Source organism: Marinovum sp. PR37, assembly GCF_028807375.1.
GTDB classification, from domain to species: Bacteria; Pseudomonadota; Alphaproteobacteria; order Rhodobacterales; family Rhodobacteraceae; genus Marinovum; species Marinovum algicola.
This window is the reverse complement of record NZ_JARAML010000001.1, coordinates 107,034-133,807: the sequence shown is the minus strand read 5'-3', so window position 1 is coordinate 133,807 and position 26,774 is coordinate 107,034. Positions and strand designations below refer to the sequence as shown.

Sequence of the window (26,774 nt, the reverse complement as noted above, 5' to 3'; positions counted from 1 at the left end):
AATTCCGCACAAGGTTAGCGGCAAACAGTGCGAAAATCCGCACAGGTCGGCGGGGCTGGCGAATCTCCCGCGGGGCGGTCACCCTGTCCCGCATGACGCAGCCCGAAGACATCCCGCCCGACCGGCTCGACCGGCTGCTTGACTTTCTGCAACGGGCCGAACGGCTGAAGGATACCCTGCGCTCGGGCCGGACCGCCGAAGGGCGGCCCGAGAGCGTGGCGGCGCACAGCTGGTCGCTCTGCCTGCTGGTGCTGCTGCTCGAGGACGAGATTGCCGGCGCCGACCTTTTACAGCTCCTGCGGCTTTGCCTGGTGCATGATCTGGGCGAAGCGATCTCGGGCGACGTGCCGGCGATCCACCAGACCACGGAGGACGACAAATCCGCCCGTGAGCGTGCCGATCTTCTGACGCTCTGCGACGGTTTGCCCGAGGATGTCACCACGCGGCTGCTCGCGCTCTGGGAGGAATACGACCGGGGCGAGACGCCGGAAGCGGCGCTGGCCAAGGGGTTGGACAAGATCGAGACCATGGTGCAGCACGTCACCGGCACGCAGCAGCCCGATTTCGACTACCTGTGGAACCTCGGCTATGGCGTCAGCCGCACGGCGCAGACCGATCTTTTGCGGGATCTGCGGCATCGTGTGGACGCGATGACGCGGCACAAGGCGGCGCAGCCCCGCGGCGGCGCCCTCTGAGCCGCCGCCTCAGCGCAGACAGACCAGCCGACGGTCCCGGATCGCGGGCAATGCGGTGGGCGGCGCAACCTCGGCGTCGGTCTCGAAATAGGCGGCCAGGCCCTGCGCCACGTCACCGAGGAACGATTCGCAGCCCAGCCCCTCGCAGATCAGCACCTCATGCCCCGCGAGCGCCACATGCACATAGACAAGATCGCCCTCGGGCGCCACTTGGCGAATGCTGTCGCCATTGGTCAGCTTGATGGCGGGGACAAGCACGGCCTCTTCGCCGAAATAGATCTGGGCCCGCCAGTCGCGCACCAGAACCCGGTGCTGCGGCGACAGCTCGACCGCGCGGCGCGGCCGTCCCGGGCCCAGTGCCTCGGGACCGATGCGCACCGGCCAGAACCGCCGGTCCTCGCGCACCGCGGCCAAGGGATAACGCTTCATCAGCACCTGCTGCACCTCGGCCGTGCCGCCGCCATGCAGCTTGACCCGCATGCCCGGCGCCAGCGCCTCGACCCGGATCGGGCCGGTTTCGGTGGCGATGCGGCTGCCGGCGCGGAAACAGACCGGTGTGGCCAGTTCTTCATAAGGGCGCGATCCGCCCTCGGAGGCCGACACCACCGTCAGCGGCACGCCCGGCGGCGGAAAGCCCCCGGGGCCGCCCATGAAGGCCAGCCCTTCGACCGTGCCATAAGAGGCCCCGCCGCCCGGTTCGTTGATGTTGAAGCCGATCAGCGTGTAGCTGTTGCCGTCGGGATCCTGCACCACAAGCTGATATTCGGCCTCGACCCGCAGGCCGCTGTCATATGACACGCCGTCAAAGCTCTGCGCGCCGTCCAGCGTCTGGCTGCTGTCGGTGTCCTCGAAATTGTTCTCGCTGTCGTCGACGTCAATCGTTTCCCAAGCGGTGGAGTTCAGCGTGATGGTCTCGCCGACCAGATGCGAGCCATCGCCCTGGTCGTACCCCGAAAGCTCGGCCCCGCCGGAGATCGAGATCTGCGACTCTCCCAGGGAATAGATCGTATAGCTGGGCATTTTTTACCCTTTTTTCTGACTGTTATTCATTCTGCTCGGCGCCGAGAATGCGGCATGCCGGAGGCCGGCGTCAATCCGGCCCGCGCCCTTGCCCGCGGTGCGCGGCGCAAACACCACAGCCGGGGCGGATCGGGGCTTGGTCCTCCGGCCACGGGCCGCTAGGCTGGCGGCGATGTTTCCAAGGAGGCGCGCCATGGTCCTGCGAAGCTCTGCCCTGCCCGTGACCGGCCTGTCGTGATGGGCACGCTGGCCCTGTTGTGGCGCGACAACAAGCTGCTGCTGAGCGGTTTCGTGCTGGCGCTGGTGCTGGCCGGATTCTTTGCGGTGCGGGCGGTGGGGTTCTGGATTTACTGGGCCGATCCGGCGCATCGCAATCAGGCGATCGAGCCCTGGATGACACCGCGTTATGTGGCGCATTCCTGGCATGTGCCGCCAAAGGTGGTGGCCGAGGCGCTGGGGCTCACCCCCGGCGGCGGACGCATCACCATGGCCGAGATCGCGGCGCGCGAAGGCGTGAGCCTGCCGGAAATCGCCGCCCGGGTGATCGCCGCCATCGAAGCCGACCGCGCGGCGCGCGGCGGGCCGACGCCGGGACCGCGCGGATGAGCGAGGCGCTGTTCGAGCTTGTCGCCAGCAATGGCATCTGGCTGCTGGCCGGAGCCTGTTTCCTGTCGTGCCTGCTGGTGCCGATCCCCTCGTCGCTGCTGATGCTGGCCGGCGGCGCCTTTGTCGCGGCGGGCGATCTGGAATTCACGGCAATGTTCCTCGCCACCTGGCTGGCGGCGGTGGCGGGCGATCAGACCGGCTATCTGATCGGCCGCAGCGGCGCGCCTTTGCTCGACCGGCTGTCCGCGCGCCATGCCAAACAGGCTGCGCTGATTGCCCGCGCCCGGGCGCTGGTGGCGCGGCGCGGCGGGCTCGGGGTGTTCTTTTCCACCTGGCTGGTGGCGCCGCTGGGGCCTTACGTCAACTTCATCGCCGGGGCCAGCGGGCTGGGCTGGCTGCGCTTTTTACTCTGGGATGCCGCCGGCGAGGCGATCTGGGTCGGCGGCTACATCACCCTGGGCTATGTCTTTGCCGATCAACTGGCGCAGGTGGCGGATATTGCCGCAAATGCCTCGGGTTTCCTGGCGGCGGCGGCGGTGGCACTGGGCCTGGGGCTGCTCCTGCGGGCGCGGGTGCGCCGGGCCCGGGCGCGGACGGGCTCGACATGAGCCCGCGCCGGCCCCATATCTGAGCCATGTTGAAATTCACCCCGATCCTGCTCGCCCTTCTCTATGGCCTGGCGATGTATCACTTCTCGGCCTGGCGCACCCGCAAGGAGCTTGACGCGCGGTCGACCGAACTGGCCGATCCGGCGCTGAAGCGGCTGACCGACCGGATGGCCGCGGCGCTCGATCTGGCGCGCATTCGGGTGCATATCTACGAGATCGATCCGGTCAACGGGCTGGCGGCGCCGGACGGGCGGATCTTCATCACCCGCGGCTTCTATCGCAAGTATCGCAACGGCGAGGTCACCGCCGAGGAGATGGCCAGCGTGATCGCCCATGAGCTGGGCCATGTGGCGCTGGGCCATTCGCGGCGGCGGATGATCGATTTTTCCGGCCAGAACGCGCTGCGCACCGCGCTCGGTATGGTGCTGAGCCGCTTCCTGCCGGGGATCGGTGTCTGGATTGCCGGGGCGCTGACCTCGTTGCTGGCGGCGCGGCTGTCCCGGTCGGATGAATACGAGGCCGATGCCTATGCGGCGGCGCTGCTGACCAAGGCCGGGATCGGCGTGGCGCCGCAGATCAGCCTGTTCCACAAGCTGGACGCGCTGACCGCGAAACGCGCCGGTGCCGCACCGGCCTGGCTGATGAGCCACCCGAAGACCGCCGAGCGGGTGGCGGAGCTGGAGAAGCTGGAAGGCCGCTGGCAGTCGTAAGGTGGGTGTGCACCCCACCGTGGCGCGACGGCCCGGCCTGCCCGGTAGGGTTCGATGCTCCCTAGGCGAGAGCCTTGGCCAACCGGGGGAGACGCGCCTTTTTCAACAGCGGCCGCATCTGCCAGTCATGTTCTGAAAGGCTGCGAGCCTTGGCGAGCACGCTTGTCGCCACCGGCTCCACCAGTTCCGGCCGGGCCTGCCAGATGCCATGCAGGAAACCGTCGGGATCGAGCCGCGACAGCCCCTCTTCGGCCAGGATCTGACGGGGGAAATCCTTGGCGTTCATGGTGCAGATCATGTCGGCCGAACCGGCGATCGCCGCCGCCAGCACATGTATGTCGGCCGGATCGGGCAGCCACAGCCGCGCCTCGAGCGATGGTGGCCAGCTCACCTCCGCCTCCGGCCAGTCGATTGCCAGGAGCGCGATCTCGCCGCGCGCCTGGGCCTCGCCGCCCGGTCCGATCTTGCGCGCCGCCCGCGCCCATTCCTCGAGGATACGGGCCGACCAGAGCGGTGTGAAGGCGCCCTGCGCCGCCACGCCGAGCAGCATCTCGCGCATCACCGTCGGATAGATCACGCAAGCGTCGAGCAGGACTTTCATGATACAGGCTCCGTACCGGGGAGAGTGGGGCCGTGCCCCTCGGCCTGCGGCCTCACCCCAAGGGTTTTGGCAAAAAGACGACGGGATCAGAGGCGGTAGAACAACGCCTTGAGGTAGCCCGATTCCGCCAGCTGCGGCATCAGCGGATGGTCCGGCCCGGCAAATCCGGTGTGGATCAGTGCGCCCTGCCGCCCGGCGCGGCCGATGCCGCGGGTGCAGGCAGTGCGGAAGGCGCCGAGATCGGCGGCATGCGAGCAGGAACAGAGGCCCAGATAACCGCCATCACGGACCAGCGGCGCCGCCAGCCGCGCGATGCGCTCATAGGCTCGCAACCCCGCCTCCAACGCCTGTTTCGAGGGCGCGAAGGCCGGCGGGTCGCAGACCACCACGTCGAATTGCGCGCCCGCCTCGGCCAGCGCGGTCAGCGTGTCGAAGGCATCGCCCTGCCGGACCGAAAGCCTGTCGCCGAAGCCCGAGGCCTCGGCCCCCGCCTCGGCCAGCGCCAGCGCCGGGGCGGAGCCATCGACGCAGAGCGCCGTCTTTGCGCCGGCCGCCAGCATGGCCAGGCCGAAGCCGCCAACATGGGAAAAGACGTCAAGCACCTCGGCCCCCGGCGTCACCAGCCGGCGGGCAAAGGCATGCGAGGCCCGCTGATCGAAGAACAGCCCGGTCTTCTGGCCGCCGGTGAGGTCCGCCATATAGGTGGCGCCGTTCATCGTGACCGGCAACGGCGCGTCGGGCGCCTGCCCCGCCAGCACGCCGGATTGGTCGTCGAGCCCTTCGAGCGCCCTTGTGCGGCCACCGGCGTTCTTGAGCACATGCTGGACCCCCGTCACCTGTTGCAGGGCCGCGGTCAGCGCCTCGAGCCGGACCTCGAGCCAGGCCGCGTTGGGCTGCACCACCGCAGTGTCGCCGAACCGGTCGATCACCAGCCCCGGCAGCCCGTCGGCCTCGGCATGCACCAGTCGATAGAAGGGCGCATCATAAAGCTGCGCCCGCAGCGCCAGCGCCTTGCTCAGCCGCGCCGCGAACCAGGCCTGATCCACGGTCTCGCCCGGATCGCGCGACAGCACCCGGCCGATGATCTTCGAGGTCGGATTGGCCGCCACCAGCGCCAGTGGCGTGCGGTCGGCATCCTCGAGCACGGCCAGCGCGCCCGGCGCGATCGAACGGGTGCGGCGGTCGGTGACCACCTCGTTGGCAAAGACCCAGGGCGCGCCATGGCGAATGGCGCGGGCGTTGGCTTGGGGTTTCAGGCGGATCACGGGTAAATCTGTCATAGCGCGCTGATAGGGCCAAAACCGCGCCGAGGAAAGACCCGTCGCCATTCCGCGCCACTGTGTTATCCTGCGCGCGGGACGAGGGTTGCAATCCCCAGGCCGGCCAGCTAGAAGACCCAGGAAGTTAGCGCTAACAGCCGCGACAGACCTGCCGCCGCGATAGGAGCCAGCATGACCCTGAACGCCATCATTGCCGATGTCACCGACAAGATCCGCAAACGCTCCGAGGCGCGCCGCGCCGGCTATCTCGACAAGATGCGCCGCGCCGCCGAGGAGGGCCCGCGCCGCGGCCATCTGAGCTGTGGCAACCAGGCCCATGCCTATGCCGCGCTGGAGGAGGACAAGGACGCCCTCGCGGCCTCGCAAAAGCCCAACCTGGGAATCATCACCGCCTATAACGACATGCTCTCGGCGCACCAGCCCTTCGAGACCTATCCGCAGCTGATCAAGGCGGCCGCCCGGCGCGCCGGCGGCACGGCGCAGGTCTCGGGCGGCGTGCCGGCGATGTGCGACGGGGTGACCCAGGGTCAGGTGGGCATGGAATTGTCACTGTTCTCGCGGGACGTGATCGCGCTGGCCACCGGGGTTTCGCTGTCGCACAACACCTATGACGCCGCCGTTTACCTCGGGGTCTGCGACAAGATCGTGCCCGGTCTGATCATCGCCGCCGCCACTTTCGGCTATATTCCCGGGCTGTTCATCCCGGCCGGGCCGATGACCTCGGGGCTGCCGAATGACGAAAAATCCAAGGTGCGGCAGAAATTCGCCACCGGCGAGGTCGGCCGGGACGAGTTGATGAAGGCCGAGATGGCCTCGTATCACGGGCCGGGCACCTGCACATTCTACGGCACCGCCAATACCAACCAGATGCTGATGGAGTTCATGGGGCTGCACCTGCCCGGCACCAGCTTTGTCAACCCCGGCACCGCGCTGCGCGAGGCGCTGACCGAGGCGGCAACCGAACGCGCGCTGGCGATCACCGCGCTGGGCAACCAATATACCCCGGTCTGCGACGTGCTGGACGAAAAAGCCTTTGTCAACGGCATCGTCGGGCTGATGGCGACCGGCGGCTCGACCAACCTGGTGCTGCACCTGCCGGCGATGGCGCGGGCGGCGGGCGTCGAACTCGAGCTCGAGGATTTCGACGCGATCTCGAGCGTCGTGCCGCTGATGGCCAAGGTCTATCCCAACGGGCTGGCCGATGTGAACCATTTCCACGCCGCCGGCGGGCTCGGCTTCATGATCGGCGAGCTGCTCGACGCGGGACTGCTGCATGACGATACCACCACGGTGATGGGCAGCGGGCTCGCAGCCTATGCCCAGGAACCCAAGATCAAGGACGGCACGCTGGTCTGGGAAGACGGTGCCAAGGTGACCCAGAACGACAAGATCCTGCGCCCGGTGGGCGAGGCCTTTCAGCCGACCGGCGGGCTCAAGCAGATGTACGGCAACCTCGGCCATGGCATGATGAAGGTCTCGGCCGTGGCTCCCGAACGTCACATCATCGAGGCGCCGGCCCGCGTGTTCCACGATCAGGCCTCGGTGAAACAGGCCTTCAAGAACGGCGAATTCACCTCCGACACCGTGATTGTCGTCCGCTTTCAGGGGCCGAAATCCAACGGCATGCCGGAACTGCACGGGCTGACCCCGACACTTGCGGTGCTGCAAGACCGCGGGCTCAAGGTGGCGCTGGTCACCGATGGCCGGATGTCGGGCGCCTCCGGCAAGGTGCCCTCGGCGATCCACATCTCGCCCGAGGCCGCCGCCGGCGGCCCGCTGGCCAAGCTGCGCGACGGCGATATCGTCCGGGTCGATGCCACCAATGGCAGGATCGAGGCGCTGGTCGAGAATTTCGACAGCCGCGAGGCGGTGGTGGCCGATATCACCGGCAATGGCCATGGCGTCGGACGCGAGCTCTTCGAGGCCTTCCGCCAGAACGTCGGTCTTGCCTCCAATGGCGCGGCGGTGGTTGTCTAATCGTCGCTCCCGTGCTTCTTCTCTTGTCAAATACGCAGCCCCGCCGCCGGCCGCAGCTCCGGCCCCAAGCAGAAAGGTCCCAGTGACATGACCCCGCAAGACGCCTCCAAGGAAACCGAAGCCCTCTGCCGCCGCGCACCTGTGGTGCCGGTGCTCGTGGTCGAGGACGTGGCCCATGCCCGGCCGCTGGCCGAGGCGCTGGTCGCGGGCGGACTGCCGGCGCTCGAGGTCACCCTGCGGACGCCGGCCGCGCTCGACGTGATCCGCGAGATGGCCAAGGTCGAGGGCGGCGTGGTCGGCGCCGGCACCCTGCTGACGCCGGAAGACGTGCAGAACGCCAAGACGGCCGGCGCGCGCTTTGGCGTGACACCGGGCTGCACCGACCGGCTGCTCGACGCCGTCGAAGCGGCCGATTTGCCCACCCTGCCCGGCGCGGCCACCACCACCGAGGCGCTGCGCCTGCTGGAACGCGGCTATACCGTACAGAAGTTCTTTCCCGCCGAGGCCAACGGCGGCGCCAAGGCGCTGGGCTCGATCGGCGCGCCGCTGCCGCAGATCAAGTTCTGCCCGACCGGCGGCATCTCGCTGAAGAACGCGCCGGATTACCTGGGCCTGTCGAACGTGCTCTGCTGCGGCGGCAGCTGGGTCGCGCCGAAAAACCTGGTGCAGGCCGGCGACTGGAAAGCCATCGAGGAACTGGCCCGCGAAGCGGCCGCCCTGGCCCGCGGCTGAGCCGCCCGCCGGGCCTTACCGGTCGCGCGACCGCCAGCCGCCCCGGCGGCGCGGTTTTGCGGCCGGGGCGCGGCCTTCGCGCAGAACGCCTGTCATCGGGTGGTCCGGGTGGGCTTGGCCGTGACGCTCCAGCAGCGCATCGATGGTGGTGGTGACATCGCCCTCCACCGCCAAGGCCCAGTCGAGAAAGATCGACCGGCATTCGCCTTCGGTGATCCCCTCCATCCGATAGCTTTCGTGGATCAGCCCGCGCGGATCCAATGCATCGCCCTTGCTCATGACACCTCCTCCAACCCGGGCAGCGCGGCGCTGATCGCCTGATCCGCCTGATCCCGGAAATCCGCCAACATCCCGCCGAGATCGCTCAGCGTCTCGGCACCGCATTCGCGCAGCACGAAGCCCGCGCCGCCGCCGGCAAGCGTTTCGGGGTCCAAAGCCCGCTCGCTCAACAGCCGCGAGGCCATCTGCAAGGCCCCCTGCAAGGCATAAGCCTCGGTCAGATACCCCGCCGACGCCGCCGAAATCACCCCGGCCCGGGCCGCCGCCGCCAGCCCCTCGGAGGTGCTGCGTACGGCGCAGCCGTCGATCAGCGCGCCGGCCTGAGCCAGAAGTTCGATGTCCTGCATCCGGCCGGGGCCGATCTTGGCGTCGAGCGGGCCATCGGGCGATTTCGCGGCGGCGATCCGCGCCCGCATCTTCGCCACCTCGCGCAGCACCTCGGCGCGCGGGCGTTGCCCCAGCAGATCGCGGCGCAGCGCCTCGACATCGGCCCCCAGCGCCGCGGTGCCGGCCACCGCCCGCGCCCGGGTCAGCGCCAGATGCTCCCAGACCCAGGCCTCGTTGCGCTGGTAGTTCTCGAAACTCTGCCAGGAGGTGGCCACCGGGCCCTGCGTCCCCGAGGGCCGCAGCCGCATGTCGACCTCGTAGAGCCGTCCCTCGGCCATCGGCGCGGTCATCGCGGTCACCAGCGCCTGGGTCAGCCGGGCGTAGTAGGTGCGCGCCGCCAGCGGGCGGCGGCCCTGCGACTGTTCCACCCCCTCGGCGTCATAGATCACGATCAGGTCGAGATCCGACGCCGAGGTCAGCCGCCCGGCGCCGAGGCTGCCCATGCCCAGCACCACCGCGCCGCGGCCCGGCGGGTCTCCGTGCTTGAGGCTGAACTGCGCCACCACCTCGGGCCAGAGCGCGGCGAGGTTGGCACTGGCCAGGTCGGCATATTGCGCCCCGGCCCGACGGGCATCGATCAGCCCGCGCAGGTGATGCACGCCGATACGGAAATGCCATTCCTTGGCCCAGCGTCGCGCCGCGTCGAGCTTGCGCTCGTAATCGCCCTCGCGCGCCAGCACTTCGGCCAGCTCCTCGGTCAGCGCCTCGGTGCCGGGCCAGTCGGCAAAGAAATCGCCGCCGATCACCGCGTCGAAGACCGAGGAATTGCGTGACAGGTATTTCGCCAGCGCCGGCGAAGTGCCGGCGATGTCGACCAGCAGGTCGATGAGCTGCGGATTGGCCTCGAAGAGCGAAAACAGCTGCACCCCGGCGGGCAGCCCCGACAGGAACCCGTCAAAGGCATTGAGCGCATCGTCGGGCCGCGCGGTCTCGGCCAGGCGGCGCAGGATCTCGGGGCGGATGCGGGTGAAGATCTCGACCGCGCGCGGGCTGCGCAGCGCCGCATAGCTGCGCCAGCGGCTGGTGACACCGCTGTCGAACTCGGTCTCGGGGGCGCCGGGCTCGGTTTCGGGATCGGGTGCGAAGAAACCCTCGGTGCTTTCGTGAACCTCGGTCAGCCGGGCCATCAGATCGGCCTCGAGCGCGGCGCGTTCGGTACCCATCATCGCGGCGATGCGGTCGAAGCCCTCCTGGCTGGTGGGCAGGGTCTGGGTCTGGGCATCGGCCACCATCTGGAGCCGGTGCTCGACCTCGCGGTGACAGCGGTAATGGTCGGTCAGCAGCTGCGCCAGATCGTCGGGGATCCACGCCTTGTCCGCCAGCACCGCCAGCCCCTCGACGGTGCCGCGCACCCGCAGATCGGGATCGCGGCCGCCGGCGATGATCTGCTGGGTCTGGGTGAAGAACTCGATCTCGCGGATGCCGCCGCGGCCGAGCTTCATGTTGTGCCCTGGCAGGGTGATCGGCCCGCCCAGCCCCTTGTGCTCGCGAATCCGCAGCCGCATGTCATGGGCGTCCTGAATGGCGGCGAAATCCAGGTGCCGGCGCCAGACGAAGGGCCGCAGGGTATGCAGGAACCGCTCGCCCGCCGCGATATCGCCGGCACAGGCGCGGGCCTTGATATAGGCGGCGCGCTCCCAGGTGCGGCCGAGGCTTTCGTAATAGCGTTCGGCGGCCTCCATCGTCATGCAGACCGGGGTGACCGAGGCATCCGGGCGCAGCCGCAGGTCGGTGCGGAAGACATAGCCCTCGCCGGTCTGGTCGTTGAGCATCGCCGCCATCTTGCGGGTGGCCCGGATCAGCGCGGCGCGGGCCTCGTGATAATCGTCGCGTTCGAACTGGCTCTCGTCGAACAGGCAGATCAGGTCGATGTCGGAGGAATAATTCAGCTCATGCGCGCCCATCTTGCCCATCGCCAGCGCCACCATGCCGGCGCCGGTTTCGGCATCCTCCTCGGTCTTGCCGGGGATCTTGCCGCGGCGCAGTTCGTGGCCGACGCAGGCGCGGATCGCCAGGTGGGTGGCGAGATCGGCAAAGCGGGTCAGCGTGCCGGTGACCTCTTCCAGCGACCAGACACCGCCGAGATCGGCAAGCCCTGCCAAGAGCGCCACCCGGCGCTTGCCCCGCCGCAGCGCCGAGGCGAGCTGATCCGGGGCGGTGGCGCGAAGCGTGTCGAAGAGCGCCTCGATTTCCGCTTCGGCATCGTCGAGGGCGGGCGCCAGCCAGGCCTGCTCCTTTTCGCAGAGTCCTTTGAGATAGGGGCTGCATCCGCCGGTGCCGGCCAGAAGATCACCGACCCCCTGCTCGACCCCGGGAAAGAGCGCGCGGGTCTCGGCGCCGCGGTCGGGCTCGAAGGGATGGGGCAAGCGGGTGATGCGGCTGGCGAAATTCATGCCGCCACGTTGTGCATGGGGGCGGGACCCCGTCAAGTGGCGCTTGGAACCGGCGGGATCACAGGGGGCGCTGCCCCCGGCCTGCGGCCTCCCCCGAGGTATTTCCGGCAAGAGGAAGACCGGAGCCCGCTTGACCCCGGCCGGCGTTTTGCGTTTGTGACGGTGAGACAGGAGGCTGACATGAGCAAATCGCTGAAACGGGTGGCGCGCGCCCTGGCAGAGGCCGGGATCGAGACCGAGATCGTCGAAGTGGGCCAGTCGCGCACCGCGCAGGAGGCGGCCGATGCCGTCGGCTGCCATATCGACCAGATCGCCAAGTCGATCATCTTTCGCGGCGAGGCGAGCGGCGCGGCGATCCTGTTTCTCACCGCCGGCGGCAACCGGGTGGATGGCGCCAAGGCCAGCGCCCTGGCCGGCGAGCCGCTGGGCAAGGCGGACGCGGCACTGATCCGGGCGCAGACCGGCTTTGCCATCGGCGGCGTGGCGCCGATCGGCCATCTCGCTCCGATCCGCGCCTTTCTCGATCCGCGCTTGCAGGCCTTTGCCGAGGTCTGGGCCGCAGGCGGCACGCCGCGGCATGTCTTTGCCATGCCTTCGGCGGAATTGCAGCCGCTGACCGGGGCTCAAGTATCTGATTTCGTTGTAGAGTCAAAATAAATGTAAAAAACATTCACATGGAGGCTTGCGCCCCGGGGACCGGCTTCCCATCTGTTGTGATGTGAAGAGCATTCACATTGAACCCAACAACGGAGAGCCCCGATGACAACCGTCGCCACCGAAGTCCACCCGATCCGGTCCACCCAGGGCTGGTTCTCGCGCAGCGAGGCCTGGCTCGACAGCAAGGGCAGAGGTGCCTGGATTGCTGCGATGGTCCTGGGCTTCATCTTTTTCTGGCCCGTCGGCCTCGCCCTTCTTGCCTATATGATCTGGAGCAAACGCATGTTTGGAAAATGCAGCATGGCTTCCCGCCGTCACAGCCGCCACGCGGCGCGCTGGAACGCGATGAAACCCTCGGGCAACAGCGCCTTTGACGCCTACAAGGAAGAGACCCTGCGCCGGCTCCAGGAGGAACAGGAGAGCTTCGAGGCCTTCCTCGAACGGCTGCGCGCCGCCAAGGACAAGGCCGAATTCGACCAGTTCATGGACGAGCGCGCCCGCGACGCCCGCAAGGCCCGCGCCGAAGACAGCGCCGACGACGACCGTCGCGACGCCTGAGCCAGAGCATGACCGGGTGGTCCCCCGAAGGGGGCCACCCTTGCCAACGGAGGACATGATGCATACCGCCGCCCTGCCCGATCCGCAGTATCAGCCCGAGTTCTACGCCGATATCGCTCCCAAGCGGCTGATGGCCTGGATGATCGATGTCGGCCTGATCCTGGGCCTGACGCTGATCGCGCTGCCGTTCACCGCCTTTATCGGCCTGTTTTTCCTGCCCTTTCTTTATGCGATTCTGGGCTTTGCCTATCGCGTGATGACCCTTGCCGGCGGCTCGGCGACGCTGGGCATGCGGGTGATGTCGGTCGAATTGCGCAATGCGCGGGGCGAAAGGCTCGACCTGGGCGGCGCCTTTCTGCACACGCTGGGCTATTATCTGAGCTGCCTGATGGCGCTGGTGCAGCTGGGGTCCGTGGTGCTGATGCTGACCTCGGAGCGCGGCCAGGGCCTGACCGACATGGTGCTTGGCACGGTGATGGTGAACCGCCGGATCTGAGCCCGCCGCCGGTGCCGCCCGAGGCCTGCCACGCAAAGGACCGCCGCCGCCCCAGTCTTGCGCTTGGCGGCGGCGATATTCGTTGTTATCTTCTGGGAAGCTCAGGGATGTCCACATGCGCCATACGCTTCCACTCGCGCCACAATTCTACGTGACGGCTCCGCAGCCCTGCCCCTATCTCGACGGGCGGCTGGAACGGAAGCTGTTCACCGCCTTGCAGGGCGAAAGCGCGGAAAAGCTCAATGACAGCCTGTCGAAACAGGGCTTTCGGCGGTCGCAGAACGTGCTCTACCGGCCGTCCTGCACCGATTGCGCCGCCTGCATGTCGGCGCGGATCTCGGTGGCGGATTTCGCCCCTTCCAGAAGCCAGAAGCGCACCCTGCGCCGCAATGCCCACCTCGACCGCCGGGCGACCTCGCCCTGGGCCACCGACGAGCAATACGACCTGTTCCGCAGCTATCTCGAGAGCCGTCATGCCGAAGGCGGCATGGCCGACATGGATGTGTTTGAATTCGCCGCGATGATCGAAGAGACGCCGATTCGCAGCCGGGTCGTCGAATATACCGACCGCGAGGCCGACGACGACCTGACGGCGGTCTGCCTGACCGATGTGCTCGATGACGGGCTGAGCATGGTCTATTCCTTCTACAAGCCCGAACTGCCGCGCCAGAGCCTCGGCACCTACATGATCCTCGATCACATCGAAATCGCGCGCGAGGCCGGCCTGCCTTATGTCTACCTCGGGTATTGGGTGCCGGGCAGCCCCAAGATGGGCTACAAGGCAAAATTCGCCGGTCTCGAGGTCTATCGCGGCGGGCGTTGGACCCGGATGCGGAACCCGCAGGATTATGACGCCGATCACCATCCGCTGTCGACCGATCCGATTGCCGAACAGGTCGCCAATATCTCACTGCCCGACCTGAGCCCCAGAGGCCGCTAGTCCTCGGACAGCGCCCAGTCGCCCGCTTCGATCACAAAACACCAGCGTCCGGCCGCGTCAAAGCCGGTTTCGGCGCCCTCGGCCACCATGCGGCGGATTTCCACCGCGTGATCATGGATCTCGATCAGGGCGAATTCGTTCGGCTCGCCGCGCAGGCGGGTCGAGAGCCCGGTGCCGCAGTGCACCTGCAAGGTGGCCGACCGGTTCTTGCGCGAGACGAAGGGCTCGACCAGCCAGCGGTGCAGATGGCCGGTGAGGATCACATGCGGCCCCGCTTCGGCCCAGGCCTCGAGCGCCCGTGGCGCACCGCGCATCAGCTTCTTGGCGATCTCGGCACCCTGGTGAAACGGATGGTGGGCGGCGATGAGCACCACCCGGTCGGCCGCATGCTCGCGGATGAAGCCGGCGACACGCTCGATCTGGGCCGGATCAACCCGCCCGCCCTGCCGGCTCCAGCGATGGGTGGTGTCGAGACCGAGGATGGCGCAGCTGTCGGTCACCAGCATCGGCTCTGTGTCGTCGGCGATCCAGCGGCGATAGGCGCGGCGCGGCCAGGCGAGCCGGGCCAGCAGGTTGAACAGCGGAATGTCGTGGTTGCCGGGCACCGCGAGCCAGGGCGCTGGCAGCCGATCGACGAAGCTGCGCGCCATGTCGTATTGGCTGGCCCGGGCGCGCTGCACGAAATCGCCGGCGATGACGATGTGATCGGGCGCGGCCCGTTCCAGCGCGGCAAGCAGCGGCAGCACCAGCTCGGGGCTGGCCCGGCCGAAATGCAGATCCGAGAGCAGGGCCAGTCGCATCACCGCACCTCGTCGGTTGGGCGCGGCACACGGACGGTCAGGGCGTCTTTCCTCAGGTGAAAGCGATAGGGGCCCGGCATGCGCTCCTTTTCGCCGTCATGGGCGATCAGGCGTTTGCTGCGCTTGGTTTCGATGGTGATGTCCTCGCCGGTCAGCAGTACATAATCGGTGCCCGAGCGGGCGCCGCGAAAGAAGATGCGCACCGCCCGCCACAACAGATGCAGCCGGCCGACGTCGCGCGCCACCAACAACGCCAGCTTACCGTCAGAGACCGCATCGGCGCCGGCGAGATCGAACTGCTCAAGCTGATAGGCGCTGATCGCGACAAAGGCCATTGGCGATTTCACCCGGTGGGTCTTGCCGTCGACGGTGATCGTCATTTTGAGCGACTTGTAGATCGTCGTCATCGCCACGATCACCGACCAATAGGCCGCCAGCCGGCTGCGGCCCCAGTTCTTGTAGATGCTTTCGCGCACGCTGAGCACCGAGGCATAGGCGCCGAGGCTGGCGTTGTTGAGAAAGACCCGGCCGTTCACCTCGCCGACAGAGACCGCGCGGGTGTCGCCCTCGAGCGCCGCGGTCAGCGCCTGTTCCGGGTCTTCCGGCAGGCCCAGGCTGCGCGCGAAATAGTTGAAGGTGCCCATCGGCAGGATTCCCAGCGCGACGTCGGTGCCGGCCAGGGCGGCGGCCAGGGCGCCGATGGTGCCATCGCCGCCGGCGGCGATGATCGGATCGCAGCCTTCGGCCAATGCGGTGTCGACCGTGTCGCCCAGCTTCGACGGGGACGGCACCTCACGAATTTCGACCCCGGGGAATTTCGCCGCGGCGGCGCGGATTGCGTCACCTCTGTGGTCGCCGCGCCCCGACGCGGGATTGAGAATGATACATGCGCGCATTTGCGGTCACTGTCCGTGGTTTCCAGCCTCGCCGAAACAATGCGCGAGACCGGCCTCGGTTCCATCGCCGGGCCACGGTGCGGCGCACCTCCCTTTCGGAACACCGCGCGGCCGGAGGGCAAATCGCCCCCTTGGGACGGGCTTCCAACCCATCACCCTGCCCCACCCGCAACAAAAAAGACCGGGCGCTGAGCCCGGCCTTTCCGATTTCCTTCAAACCACCCTAGTTCGGGATCAGATCCGGCACGATGGTCACGATCGCCGGGAAGAACCACAGGATCGCGATCCCCACCACCTGGATCAGCACGAAGGGCAGCACGCCCTGATAGATGTGCCCTGTGGTCACCTCCTTGGGCGCCACGCCGCGCAGATAGAACAGCGCAAAGCCGAAGGGCGGCGTCAGGAAGGAGGTCTGAAGGTTGACCGCGATCATGATCGTCACCCATTTCGGATCGAAGGTGCCGCCATAGATCACCGGCCCGACGATCGGGATCACGATGTAGATGATCTCGAGGAAGTCGAGCACGAAGCCCAGCACGAAGAGCACCAGCATCACGATCAGGAAGACTTTGAACTCGTTGTCGAAGCTCTGAAGGAAGGTCTGGATGTAATGCTCGCCGCCGAAGCTGATCACCACGAGGTTCAAGAGCTGCGAGCCGATCAGGATGGTAAAGACCATCGAGGTCACCTTGGCCGTCTCGCGCACCACCGGGGTCAGCACCCCGCCGGCAAAGAGCACCCAGAGCGCATAGAACAGCCCGAAGATGGCAAACAGATAGGCCGCCTGCGCCACGACATAGGCGATCCAGCTTTCCAGCGCCACGTCGGCCAGCCCGACCCGCAGATCGAAGTTGATGCCGACGAGGATCATGATCACCACCGCGAAGGTGGTCCAGATGATCAGCCTGCCCGACCGGTTCTCGTCCGCCAGCTTGCGATAGGCCGCCAGCATGATCGCCCCGCCCGCACCAAGCGCGGCCGCCGGCGTCGGGTTGGTGATGCCGCCGAGGATCGAGCCGAGCACGGCGACGATCAGCACCAGCGGCGGGAAGACCACGCGCAAAAGCTCGTTCTGCGACAGGATGCCGGTTGCGTAGCGCACGCCCCAGAGCGTCAGCGCCAGGGGCACCAACAGGATCAGGAAGGTCACGCCCGCGCTGGCCAGCGGCGAGATGAAGAGCGCGTCGAACAGCAGTGCCAACGCCACCCCTGCCGCGCCGACAATCAGCGGCAGCGGCTCAGCGGTGGGCGACACCCCCCGCGCCACGCTGAGCGCCAGCGCCAGCAGCAGGAAACCCACCGCCACGCCGGTGCCGATCACCGGGCTGTTGGCGATCTTGGCGTCGCGCAGGGCGTCGCGTTCCTCTTCGCTCAGCGCGCGCGCCTGTTCGACACCGCCCGCCTCGTTGATCGCCTGCTGTTCGGCGACCGCCCGGTCCCAGGCAGCCTGGCCGTGCAGATCGATCATCGACGCGCGGCACTGCTCGCCTACGTTGGTGCGCAGGCTGGCGGTTTCACCCGCGTCGGAATAGGTGTCGACGGTCACATCCTGCGAACCGATCACGCCAACCTGCCCCAGCGCCAGCATGCCGACGATCAGCAGCGCCGGCACACCGAGGAACCAGGTCATCGCCTCGCCCCGGGTCACCGGCTCGGAGCCGCCGTCGCCCAGTTCAACCGCCGGGGCCTTGGAGGGGTTCACCAGCGCGTAGCCGAAGGCATAAAGCCCGTAGAGCCCGGCCAGAAGGATGCCCGGCAGCAGCGCCGCCTGGAACAGAGTACCGACCGAGACCACCGCCGGTTCGCCCAGGAAGGTCAGGGCATCGGTACAGCCGGCCAGCGTCGCGCGCTCTTCCTGCGCGGCGGAATAGAGATCGCCCGCCAGCGTGCCCAGAAGGACGATGACGATCGACGGCGGAATGATCTGCCCCAGCGTGCCCGAGGCGGCAATCACGCCGGTGGCGAGCTGTGGCGAATAGCCGGCGCGCAGCATGGTGGGCAGGGACAGCAGACCCATGGTCACCACGGTGGCACCGACGATCCCGGTCGAGGCGGCCAGGAAGGCCCCCACCACAACCACCGAGACGGCGAGGCCGCCGGGCAGCGGGCCGAAGACCCGCGCCATGGTGGTCAACAGGTCATTGGCGATCCGCGACCGCTCCAGCGTGATGCCCATCAGCACGAACATCGCCACCGCCAGCAGCGTCTCGATCGATTGGCCGGCCAGAACGCGTTCGTTCATCCGGTTGACCACGAAAGAGATGTTGCGGTCGAGCGCCACTTCCCAGCCGCGCGGGAATACCGGTTCGCTGTATCTGGGCAGATCCGGGTATCGGAAGGTCGATATCGACTCCGGCCGCACCCCCTGCGCCACCAGATCGGCATACATCGCCGATCCGGTGTCGATCGCCTGGTGCAGCAGCAGCCCGGCGCTGTCGAGCGCGGCAATGATGCCGAATGAGATGATGCCGGCGCCGCCGATGGCAAAGGCCACCGGAAAGCCGGAAAGAATGCCCCCGAAGAGGCAGAGGAAGACGATGATCAGGCCGATCTCGACGCCATCAAGTCCGAATAGCATGTACCCTGCCCCTTAGTGATGTTCTTCGATCGCGTGAACGAGTTCGGCTTCGTCGCTGCCAAGCACGTCCCGGTCGAGGTATTTGTGTTCGCTCTCAGGTCCTTCGCGCCATTCCAGGTAGGATCGGTAGAAGAACGCCCAGCCGTGGATGAAGACCAGCCCGGCATAGGCCACGAGCAGGACTTTAAAGAGGAAATAGGCGTCGAAGCCGTTCGGCGAAAAGCCGATGGTCTCAACGTTCCAGCGCAGCGCGCGCGCCTTGGCGATCAGCCGGTCGAGCGTGTCCGAGGCCGAGGGTTTGGGCACCACCAGATGCCGCCACAGGAAGTACCAGCCGTACATCCAGGTCAGCACCGCCGCCGGGATCATGAAGATCATACAGCCCACCATGTCGACCAGTCGTTTGGCGCGGAACGAGATCGCGGAATAGATCAGGTCGACGCGCACATGCCCGCCCTGGACAAAGGTGTAGGTGACACAGAGCGCCACGATCATCGCGTTATAGAGCTTGAGCTCCTCGGCCCACCAGCTGATGTCGCGGGTCAGCACAGAACCGAAGCCCAGCGAAATTTCCGGCGTCGCGAAAATCCGCTGGTTGAAGACGATCAGGATCTGCTGGATCACCATCAGGATCCCGGCCCAGGCAAAGAACCGTCCGATGCCATTGGCAAATCCTTCGAGCGCGATCACCACGCCCCAGAGGAACTTCCGACTCCAGAGGCCGACCAGGAAGATCACGAGGAACAGGGTGAAGACGACAAAGAAAAATTCTGTCGATCCGCCGTAGTAGATGAAGCGCATCAGCGCCTGTTTGTCCTCGGGTGTTTCCATCCCGCCGGTCCAGCTCATCCACTGGTCCCAGTTTATCAGCGCGTTGGCGAAATTGAAAAACGCCAGCACAAGGTTTTGCAGCGCCCAAACAAGACCGTCCAGCATCGTGCCCCCTTTCGATATCCCCGTGTCCGGCCGGGCCTCTGGCCCGTGCCGTCGGTACAGCAAAGCCCCCAGCACGGATGCCGGGGACCTTTTTCAGTGAAGTGTCGGAACGATCAGCCCAGGACGCGGTCGCGCTGCTGGCGATAGGCGTCGTCGGAAACCGAGGTCCATTTCGACGATTTCTTCAGCGAGGCGTTGAAGCTTTCGCGGATGCGGGCATAGAGCTCGTCGCCCATATGCTCGTCGAGCGCCTCTTGCGAGCCCTTGCCGAAAGCTTCCCAGACGTCGTCGGGGAAGGTCATCAGCTTGGTGCCGCCCGATTGCAGACGCTCGAGCGCCGCCGCGTTGTTGGCATAGCTCTGGGCGAGCGACCAGTGGTGGGTGGCCTGCGCCGCGATCTCGACGATCTTCTGATCGGCAGCGTCCAGCTCGTTGAAGACGTCGCGGTTGAAGGCACAGGACAGCGCCGAGCCCGGCTCGTGGAAACCGGCGGTGTAGTAGAATTCGCAGACCTCTTGCAGGCCGAGGCGTTCGTCGGCGAAGGGACCGATCCACTCGGCACCGTCGATCGAGCCCGAGGACAGGGCCTGATAGATCTCGCCGCCCGGCACGTTCTGTACCGAGGCGCCGGTGAGGCCCAGCGCGCGGCCGCCGAGGCCCGGCATGCGGAACTTGAGGCCCTGAAGGTCTTCGGCCGAGTTGATTTCCTTGTTGAACCAACCGCCCGGCTGAAGCCCGGTGTTGCCCGCGAGGAAGGACTTCAGGCCGAAGATCTCGCCCAGCTCGTCATGCAGCTCGGCGCCGCCGTCGTGCAGATACCAGTTCATCAGTTCCTGGCCGGTGCCGCCGAAGGGCACGGCGGTGAAGAAGTAGTAGCCCGGGTGCTGGCCGCCGAAGTAGTAGTCGGCCGAGTGATACAGATCGGCCTGACCAGCGGTCACCGCGTCGAACACCTCGAAGGCGCCCACGAGGGTGCCGGCCGGGTTCTTCTGGATGGTGATGTTTTCCGACATCGCGTTGACCGCGTCGGTGAAATACTGCGCGGCGTCGTCAAACACGGCAAAGCCCTCGGGCACCGAGGTGACCAGACGCAGGGTGCGCTTGCCTTGGGCATAAGCCGGGGCGGCCAGCGTGGTGGCCGCGGCCGCGGTGCCGCCAAGTGCGGAATTCTTCAGAAATGAACGACGATCCATTCATACCTCCCATGGTTTTTTGATTGCCACGCTCCTGCCAGCGGCCTGCGCCGGTCGCAGCATGGCGGATCGTTGGTAACGAGTCGGAGGTTAGCGGCTGTGTCGCCATGTGGAAATACCCACAATTTCCGGATTGGACATTTTTTCGACTTGCATCCGAAGGGGTTTGAAGGCAGCGCGCCCCACCCCCGGAAAGCTGCCGTTGCGGCAGGCAAGTGCCTGTATTTCAGACATATTTATCTTGTTAAATGACCGGTAACGCTCACAGGTTCGGCCGGCGGAAATTCCCTAGCGGCGGCGCGACCGGCGCACCGTTTTCCAGACCGGGCCGCCACTCCGGGAAACTTTGCATTCCTGTCGCCAGATCGGCTCGCGGGGCAATATTTGGAAAGAAAACCCGTCAAACAGCGGTTGACCCTCCTGCCGCCCTCACCTAGTGTCGCGCCCACGCACAAGGAAGGACGCATTCAATGACACGTCTAGTCGTCGTAGTAGGCAAGTGGCGCATGGGCCGGTAACGGACACCCTGAACGGTACCCCATGCGCCCCCGAAATTTCGGGGGCTTTTTTGTGCGCAGAAGAAAAAATGATGACGTCATGAACGGAGCAACAAGATGACACGTCAGATGACCGGAGCAAAGATGGTGGTTCAGGCCCTGAAGGATCAGGGTGTGGACACGGTATTCGGCTATCCCGGCGGTGCTGTGCTACCGATCTATGACGAGCTGTTCCAGCAGAACGAGATCCGCCACATCCTGGTGCGCCACGAACAGGCGGCGGTGCATGCCGCCGAGGGCTATGCCCGCTCGACCGGCAAGCCGGGCGTGGCGCTGGTGACCTCCGGCCCCGGCGCCACCAACGCGGTGACCGGGCTGACCGATGCGCTGATGGATTCGATCCCGATCGTCGTGCTGTCGGGCCAGGTGCCGACATTCATGATCGGCTCGGACGCCTTTCAGGAGGCCGATACCGTCGGCATCACCCGGCCCTGCACCAAGATGAACTGGCTGGTGAAGGACACCAAGGACCTCGCGTCGCTGATCCACGAAGGGTTCCACGTCGCCTGCCAGGGCCGCCCCGGCCCGGTGCTGATCGACATTCCCAAGGACGTGCAGTTTGCCTCGGCCCAGTACACCCCGCCGGCCAAGGCCGATCTTGGCCATTACCAGCCGCGGGTGAAGGGCGACATGGAGACGATCACCGAGCTGGTCGAGGCGATCGAGAACGCCGAACGCCCGGTGTTCTACACCGGCGGCGGCGTGATCAACTCGGGCGCGGCGGCCAGCCAGCTTCTGCGCGAACTGGTCGAGGCCACCGGCATTCCGATCACCTCGACGCTGATGGGCCTTGGCGCCTATCCCGCCTCGGGCAAGCACTGGCTGGGCATGCTGGGGATGCATGGGCTTTACGAGGCCAACCTGGCGATGCACGGCTGCGACCTGATGATCAACATCGGCGCCCGCTTCGACGACCGGATCACCGGCCGGCTCGATGCTTTCAGCCCGCACAGCCGCAAGGCGCATATCGACATCGATCCCAGCTCGATCAACAAGGTGATCCGCGTCGACATGCCGATCATCGGCGATGTCGGCCATGTGCTCGAGGATGTGCTCAAGGTCTGGAAGGCGCGCGGCCGCAAGGTCAACCGCGAGGGGCTGCAAAAGTGGTGGGCCCAGATCGACGACTGGAAGCGCGTCAACTGCCTGAGCTACAAGAACGACGGCCCCGGCATCAAACCGCAATACGCGCTCGAACGGCTCGAGGCGCTGACCAAGGGGCACGACCGCTATATCTGCACCGAGGTCGGCCAGCACCAGATGTGGGCGGCGCAATACCTGGGCTTCGAGGATCCCAACCGCTGGATGACCTCCGGCGGGCTCGGCACCATGGGCTATGGCTTCCCGGCCTCGGTCGGGGTGCAGGTGGCGCATCCGAAATCGCTGGTGATCAATGTCGCCGGCGAGGCCTCGTGGCTGATGAACATGCAGGAGATGGGCACCGCGGTGCAGTTCAACCTGCCGGTCAAGCAGTTCATCCTCAACAACGAGCGTCTCGGCATGGTCCGCCAGTGGCAGGAGCTGCTGCACGGCGAACGCTATTCGCATTCCTGGAGCGAGGCGCTGCCCGATTTCGTCAAGCTGGCCGAAGCTTTCGGCGCCAAGGGCATCCTGGCCAAGGACCCCGGCGAGCTCGACGATGCGATCATGGAAATGATCGAATATGACGGTCCGGTGATCTTCGACTGTCTGGTCGAGAAGCACGAGAACTGCTTCCCGATGATCCCGTCGGGCGAGCCGCACAACAAGATGCTGCTGGGCGCGGCCTCGACCAAGGATGCCATCGGCGCCAAGGGCGCGGTGATGGTGTGACGATGCGCTGTCCGGGGGCTCTGTCTGTCGACATTGACCCTCGGACCAATGGCGGGTCAAAGTCGACCCCACGCGGTATTTTCAAACAGAAGAAGAGATCATGTCTGCGCTAAAGATCAAAAAAGGCTCGTCCAAACACTCCGCTTATAACCTGCGGCCGAATTTCTCGGACGTGCAGGAAAGCCATACCCTGGCGGTCATCGTCGACAACGAACCCGGGGTTCTGGCGCGGGTGATCGGGCTGTTCTCGGGCCGGGGCTACAATATCGAGAGCCTCACCGTGGCCGAGGTCGACCATACCGGCCACCTCAGCCGCATCACCGTGGTCACCACCGGTACACCGCAGGTGATCGAACAGATCAAGGCGCAGCTCGGCCGCATCGTGCCGGTGCACGAAGTGCATGACCTGACCGTCGAAGGCCCCTCCGTCGAACGCGAGCTGGCGTTGATCAAGGTCGCCGGCAAGGGCGACGACCGGGTCGAGGCGCTGCGGCTGGCGGATGTGTTCCGCGCGCATGTGGTTGATTCGACGCTGGAAAGCTTTGTCTTTCAGATCACCGGCGCGCCCGACAAGATCGACGCGTTTGCCGATCTGATGCGGCCGCTGGGCCTTGTCGAAGTGGCGCGCACCGGCGTCGCGGCGATCAGCCGGGGATCGCACTGATCCCCGCCCGGCGCCTGGCGTTGCGCCGCTCGCAATAAAAAACGCCGCCGCGGCCCAGAGCCGTCGGCGGCGTTTTCAGGTCTGCCGCGCCCCCACAGAGCGGCGAGACCTCTCTCAGGCCGTGACGTGAGTGGTAGCTATCGAATTGGCCCAGTCACGCGCCCGGCGGAAGGGCACGACATTGCTGTTTGTATCCGCCCCGGAGGGCGCGACACCGCCGGAATTGGCGCAGCGGCCCAGCTTGGCCACCAGCTCCGGCGCGTGGTCCTGCACCAGAAGCGTCGGGTTGGTCACCCGGCGGAACTGGCGGTCTTCTCTCAGTTCGAATTCGATCAGATCGCCGGCATCCAGCGCCACGCCCGACATCGCCGTGTCTTTCGGCTCGACGTAAAAGGCCAGATCGCCCTGATCTTCACACCAGACTACCGCTTTCTGGTCGTCTGAGTTGGCCCAGAGCAACAATCCGCACATGCGTCCAAGTGACATTGCCTTCACCTTTATTGCGTCTCGTTGGGGACAAATGTGGCACAATTTTCGTTCTTGCGAAGGTACGTAGAGGGTCACCTGCTCTTGTAATTTGTGCCAGCTTGGTACAGGTTTGAAGCTAATTCGCGTCGGCTGACGCGGCATAGCATCATTTGGAGTTCAGATCGTCCGGTTTCGTGAGTTGTCCCGGCGATTTGTAACTGAATAGACCTGACCATACGCTGCGAGACGCAAAACTTGTCGAATACTGCTACAACCCTGTCCCGATCTTCTGCCTCCCCGGCCGAATTGCGCGCCATGTTCGGCGCAAATCTCAAACATCTCTGCCGCGACGCGCCTTCGATTTCAGCCCTGTGCCGCGATCTTGGCATCAATCGCACGCAGTTCAACCGTTACCTGAGCGGCGAGAGTTTCCCTCGCCCCGACGTGTTGCATCGTATCTGCACCTTCTTTGACGTTGATGCGCGCATACTGCTCGAGCCGGTGGAACAAATAGCGACAACTTCGGGCTTTGTGATGCAGCACCCGGAACTGGCCGGGTTTCTCGGGCCGGAAGTCACCCAGATCGGCCAGGAACTTCTGCCGGACGGCTTCTATCGGTTCATCCGCCGGTCCTTCATGGATCAGCAGAAATTCGTCGAGGCGCTGGTCTATGTCTATCGGCTGGGCGATTTCTGTTTCGTGCGCGGCCATGAGGCCCGCGAGGCGATGTCGCGTGTCGGCCTGCCGGAAAGCCCGCGAGGGCGCGAATTCGGCGGCTTCTTCTTTCGCCAGGATCGCGGTGTGGCGGCGATCGTGGCGCGGCGCGGGGCGACCAGCGGCTCCTTCACCTTCCTGCACCGGGTGCCCTCGCTCGAGAACCGGACTTGGACCGGCTTTACCGCGCGCATCACCCATGAGAGCGAGAACAGCCACCGCATGGCGCGCATCGTCTGGGAACATCTCGGGCGCGGCATGTCGGGGGCGCTCAAGGTCGGGCGCAGCGCCGGTTTCCGCACCTTCAGCCAGCTCAGCGAAAGCGATCAGGCGCTGCTGCGCCCCGACAAGCCCTTTGCCTGAGACCTAGCTGTCGGCCCCCTCGGGCAGCAGCACCCGCGTCACCGGCACAAAGGCGACGCGGCTGGCCCGGTCCTGCAAGCCCCAGATCAGCAATGCCGAGATCGTCTCGGGGCGCAGCCGGCCCAGCATGATCACCGACCCCTCCTGCCCCGCCTTGAAGGCGGCCTGATCGAGAAAGCGGCGGATCACCGTGGCGGTCTGGCCCTTGCTGTCGAAGTCGCGGAACAGCGTCGCCGCCGGCACCCCGGCGCGCGCCGCGATCGCCTGGCCGGTGTTGAGCCCCTGCGGATAGAGCACCAGACCATGGCCGCTGTCGGCCAGGATGCGCGCCACCTGATCCGAGACCTCGCGACTTTCCTGCAATCCGCCGGCATCACCTTCGAGCACCGCCACCGCCTCGGGCACGGCCGACAGCGCCGATCCGAGCGAGATCTCGGCATCCTGCGGCCGCGCTCCGGCGGGCAGATTGGCCAGCGCCATCACCTCGAACCCGGCATCGCGATAGCGGCGCATCGCTTCGGCCGCGCCCTGCCACGCGGTGTCGACGGCAAAAGTGATCGGATAGGGAAAGGCCTCGAGCGCCTCGAGACCCATCGGCGTGCTGCCGTCGTCGATCAGCACGATCGACATCAGCGGCTTGTCGCTGTCGACCTCCGCCGGCACCGCGAAGGCCTCGACCGGGCGGCGCGGCGCGGCCGCTGCCCCGGTCTCGGGCGGAGTGTCGAGTGTCGGCAGGCGGCCGACGATCACCCCGGTCGCGCGGTCGGTCAGCGTGGTGGCCGGGGTGCCGATGTCGGGGCGGCCATCCTCGCCCGCGTCGCGCTCGATCAGCGACGAGACTTGCGGCCGGGCGGGCCGGCTGTCTCGCACCGCCTCTTCGGCGGCTGGTGCTTCGGGGGCCAAATCCTCGGTCACCGCGGGTTCGGGCGCCAGGGCGATGACCGCCGGCGGCTCTTCGGGCACCACCACGGGGCTGGGCCGCGCCTGTTCGCCGCCGGGCGCCTGCGGCGCGGCGGCGGTCTGCGGCGCCTCCGGTTCGGCTGCCGGTGTCGCTGGCAGATCGGTGCTGTCCGGGGCGGCGGCGGTCATCGGCGTGTCATCGGCGGCCTCGGGCGCGGCGGCCGGGGCACCGGGGGCGATGCTGCCGTCGGCCTCGGCCTCGGCCCGGGCGCGGGCCGGATCGGCCTCGCTGGCGCCGACCGGCGCTTCGGCCTCGGGGGCCACCGGCCCCGCCCCCGCCTCGGGCTCGGCCGAGCCTAACCGGGGCGCGGCTTCGGTCACCGCCGGCGCCGCCGGCTGTGCCGGGTTGTTGGAAATCGACAGCTCATCCGCCTCGGGGCGCGCCGGCGGGGCGCCCGGCGTGCCGGGCTGCACCGGCGAGACGCCGCGCGCGACCACCTCGCCGGCGCCCTCGCCGTCGGGTCCGGGACCGAGATCGGCCACATCGCCGGTTTCCGGCCGGCCAGTCGAGGCGGTGTCGGCCAGCCCGCGCGCCTCTTCGGCTCCGGAGTCGGGCTCTGGAATGCCCGGCGAGGCGGCCTGCGGCGAGCTGCCATCGCCGGTGCCCGCCCGCGGCAGGGCATCTGGCGCGGCGGCGGGCGGCGGCGTGCCGGCGGCGGGCACCATGGCCACATCCGGACTTGGCGACAGCACCGGCCCCATCAGGACCGAAACGGTCCCCGCGCCGATGCCCGCCACCACAAGGCCCGCGAGCGCCCCTGCCACGAAATTCTGTGCCATGACTGCCTACTCCTCGATCCCGGACCGCGCCTCTTTTTCACCGGGTGCCGCCCTCTGCAAGCCCCGACCGCCCTTGACGCTGGCGGCCAAGCCTGAACATGTATACCCCGATCC

The 26,774-nt window shown here is 66.8% G+C and carries 25 protein-coding genes; 13 read left to right on the top strand and 12 right to left on the bottom strand.

What is annotated here, in order from left to right:
* Positions 1-92 precede the first annotated feature (92 nt).
* A complete protein-coding gene (locus PVW49_RS00665) occupies positions 93-695 on the top strand; it encodes an HD domain-containing protein (protein WP_274589658.1) in 603 nt (200 codons plus the stop codon).
* Between the two features lie 9 nt (positions 696-704).
* Here PVW49_RS00665 and PVW49_RS00660 read toward each other — a convergent pair whose 3' ends face one another.
* Entirely contained in the window at positions 705-1,715 is a 1,011-nt protein-coding gene (locus PVW49_RS00660) for a Hint domain-containing protein (protein ID WP_274589657.1), read from the bottom strand.
* Between the two features lie 237 nt (positions 1,716-1,952).
* Here PVW49_RS00660 and PVW49_RS00655 point away from each other — a divergent pair, with 237 nt between their 5' ends.
* Genes PVW49_RS00655 through PVW49_RS00645 form a run of 3 tightly spaced genes read left to right on the top strand, consistent with a single transcriptional unit; the run spans position 1,953 to position 3,639 of the window.
* Entirely contained in the window at positions 1,953-2,321 is a 369-nt protein-coding gene (locus PVW49_RS00655) for a hypothetical protein (RefSeq protein WP_074836718.1), read from the top strand.
* Positions 2,318-2,929: a DedA family protein gene (locus PVW49_RS00650; protein WP_274589656.1), complete on the top strand. Its 612-nt coding sequence runs from the start codon at positions 2,318-2,320 to the stop codon at positions 2,927-2,929. Before PVW49_RS00655 ends, PVW49_RS00650 begins: the two co-directional genes overlap by 4 nt.
* Positions 2,930-2,955: 26 nt before the next feature.
* The gene (locus tag PVW49_RS00645) at positions 2,956-3,639 is read left to right on the top strand and encodes a M48 family metalloprotease (protein WP_048532008.1); all 684 of its coding nucleotides are present in this window, start codon (positions 2,956-2,958) and stop codon (positions 3,637-3,639) included.
* 61 nt (positions 3,640-3,700) lie between these two features.
* Here PVW49_RS00645 and PVW49_RS00640 read toward each other — a convergent pair whose 3' ends face one another.
* Both PVW49_RS00640 and PVW49_RS00635 read right to left on the bottom strand, forming a co-directional pair.
* A complete protein-coding gene (locus PVW49_RS00640; RefSeq protein WP_274589655.1) occupies positions 3,701-4,240 on the bottom strand; it encodes an RSP_2648 family PIN domain-containing protein in 540 nt (179 codons plus the stop codon).
* Positions 4,241-4,326: 86 nt separating this feature from the next.
* Entirely contained in the window at positions 4,327-5,520 is a 1,194-nt protein-coding gene (locus PVW49_RS00635; RefSeq protein WP_274589654.1) for an RSP_2647 family RNA methyltransferase, read from the bottom strand.
* Positions 5,521-5,691: 171 nt separating this feature from the next.
* Between PVW49_RS00635 and edd the strand changes: the two genes are divergently transcribed.
* A complete protein-coding gene (edd, locus tag PVW49_RS00630) occupies positions 5,692-7,497 on the top strand; it encodes a phosphogluconate dehydratase (RefSeq protein ID WP_074836715.1) in 1,806 nt (601 codons plus the stop codon).
* A gap of 87 nt (positions 7,498-7,584) precedes the next feature.
* Positions 7,585-8,229 (top strand): bifunctional 4-hydroxy-2-oxoglutarate aldolase/2-dehydro-3-deoxy-phosphogluconate aldolase, encoded by a 645-nt coding sequence (gene eda, locus PVW49_RS00625; RefSeq protein WP_048532011.1) that lies wholly within the window; start codon positions 7,585-7,587, stop codon positions 8,227-8,229.
* A gap of 15 nt (positions 8,230-8,244) precedes the next feature.
* On the opposite strand, the gene PVW49_RS00620 is transcribed toward eda, so the two are convergent.
* Both PVW49_RS00620 and PVW49_RS00615 read right to left on the bottom strand, forming a co-directional pair.
* The gene (locus PVW49_RS00620; RefSeq protein ID WP_048532012.1) at positions 8,245-8,508 is read right to left on the bottom strand and encodes a hypothetical protein; all 264 of its coding nucleotides are present in this window, start codon (positions 8,506-8,508) and stop codon (positions 8,245-8,247) included.
* Positions 8,505-11,288: a glutamine-synthetase adenylyltransferase gene (locus PVW49_RS00615; RefSeq protein WP_274589653.1), complete on the bottom strand. Its 2,784-nt coding sequence runs from the start codon at positions 11,286-11,288 to the stop codon at positions 8,505-8,507. Before PVW49_RS00615 ends, PVW49_RS00620 begins: the two co-directional genes overlap by 4 nt.
* Before the next feature lie 180 nt (positions 11,289-11,468).
* Here PVW49_RS00615 and PVW49_RS00610 point away from each other — a divergent pair, with 180 nt between their 5' ends.
* From PVW49_RS00610 to PVW49_RS00595, 4 genes are all read left to right on the top strand, one after another.
* A complete protein-coding gene (locus tag PVW49_RS00610; protein ID WP_274589652.1) occupies positions 11,469-11,945 on the top strand; it encodes a YbaK/EbsC family protein in 477 nt (158 codons plus the stop codon).
* A 102-nt stretch (positions 11,946-12,047) separates the two neighbouring features.
* Complete coding sequence (locus PVW49_RS00605; protein ID WP_074836708.1) at positions 12,048-12,503, top strand: DUF2852 domain-containing protein; 456 nt, start codon at positions 12,048-12,050, stop codon at positions 12,501-12,503.
* Positions 12,504-12,561: 58 nt separating this feature from the next.
* Positions 12,562-12,999: an RDD family protein gene (locus tag PVW49_RS00600; RefSeq protein WP_306456255.1), complete on the top strand. Its 438-nt coding sequence runs from the start codon at positions 12,562-12,564 to the stop codon at positions 12,997-12,999.
* 115 nt (positions 13,000-13,114) lie between these two features.
* Positions 13,115-13,939, top strand: a complete 825-nt coding sequence (locus PVW49_RS00595; protein ID WP_074836704.1) for an arginyltransferase — start codon at positions 13,115-13,117, stop codon at positions 13,937-13,939.
* Here the strand turns inward: PVW49_RS00595 and PVW49_RS00590 are convergent.
* The 5 genes from PVW49_RS00590 to PVW49_RS00570 form a co-directional block, all read right to left on the bottom strand.
* Positions 13,936-14,739, bottom strand: a complete 804-nt coding sequence (locus PVW49_RS00590) for a metallophosphoesterase family protein (RefSeq protein WP_274589651.1) — start codon at positions 14,737-14,739, stop codon at positions 13,936-13,938. The genes PVW49_RS00595 and PVW49_RS00590 overlap by 4 nt on opposite strands.
* Complete coding sequence (locus PVW49_RS00585; protein ID WP_274589650.1) at positions 14,739-15,635, bottom strand: diacylglycerol/lipid kinase family protein; 897 nt, start codon at positions 15,633-15,635, stop codon at positions 14,739-14,741. Before PVW49_RS00585 ends, PVW49_RS00590 begins: the two co-directional genes overlap by 1 nt.
* Before the next feature lie 223 nt (positions 15,636-15,858).
* Complete coding sequence (locus PVW49_RS00580) at positions 15,859-18,213, bottom strand: TRAP transporter large permease (protein ID WP_274589649.1); 2,355 nt, start codon at positions 18,211-18,213, stop codon at positions 15,859-15,861.
* Positions 18,214-18,225: 12 nt separating this feature from the next.
* Positions 18,226-19,149 (bottom strand): TRAP transporter small permease subunit, encoded by a 924-nt coding sequence (locus PVW49_RS00575; protein WP_274589648.1) that lies wholly within the window; start codon positions 19,147-19,149, stop codon positions 18,226-18,228.
* Positions 19,150-19,262: 113 nt separating this feature from the next.
* Positions 19,263-20,342, bottom strand: a complete 1,080-nt coding sequence (locus tag PVW49_RS00570) for a TRAP transporter substrate-binding protein (protein ID WP_048532021.1) — start codon at positions 20,340-20,342, stop codon at positions 19,263-19,265.
* A gap of 614 nt (positions 20,343-20,956) precedes the next feature.
* Between PVW49_RS00570 and PVW49_RS00565 the strand changes: the two genes are divergently transcribed.
* Together PVW49_RS00565 and ilvN are read left to right on the top strand one after the other, a co-directional pair.
* A complete protein-coding gene (locus PVW49_RS00565; RefSeq protein ID WP_048532022.1) occupies positions 20,957-22,711 on the top strand; it encodes an acetolactate synthase 3 large subunit in 1,755 nt (584 codons plus the stop codon).
* A gap of 100 nt (positions 22,712-22,811) precedes the next feature.
* Complete coding sequence (gene ilvN / locus PVW49_RS00560; RefSeq protein ID WP_048532023.1) at positions 22,812-23,375, top strand: acetolactate synthase small subunit; 564 nt, start codon at positions 22,812-22,814, stop codon at positions 23,373-23,375.
* Positions 23,376-23,489: 114 nt separating this feature from the next.
* Here ilvN and PVW49_RS00555 read toward each other — a convergent pair whose 3' ends face one another.
* Positions 23,490-23,861, bottom strand: a complete 372-nt coding sequence (locus PVW49_RS00555) for a hypothetical protein (RefSeq protein ID WP_274589647.1) — start codon at positions 23,859-23,861, stop codon at positions 23,490-23,492.
* 297 nt (positions 23,862-24,158) lie between these two features.
* On the opposite strand from PVW49_RS00555, the gene PVW49_RS00550 reads away from it, so the two are divergent.
* Positions 24,159-24,920, top strand: coding sequence for a helix-turn-helix domain-containing protein (locus PVW49_RS00550; protein WP_048532024.1), 762 nt, complete (start codon positions 24,159-24,161; stop codon positions 24,918-24,920).
* Positions 24,921-24,923: 3 nt separating this feature from the next.
* Here PVW49_RS00550 and PVW49_RS00545 read toward each other — a convergent pair whose 3' ends face one another.
* Entirely contained in the window at positions 24,924-26,660 is a 1,737-nt protein-coding gene (locus tag PVW49_RS00545) for a divergent polysaccharide deacteylase family protein (protein WP_274589646.1), read from the bottom strand.
* Positions 26,661-26,774 lie beyond the last annotated feature (114 nt).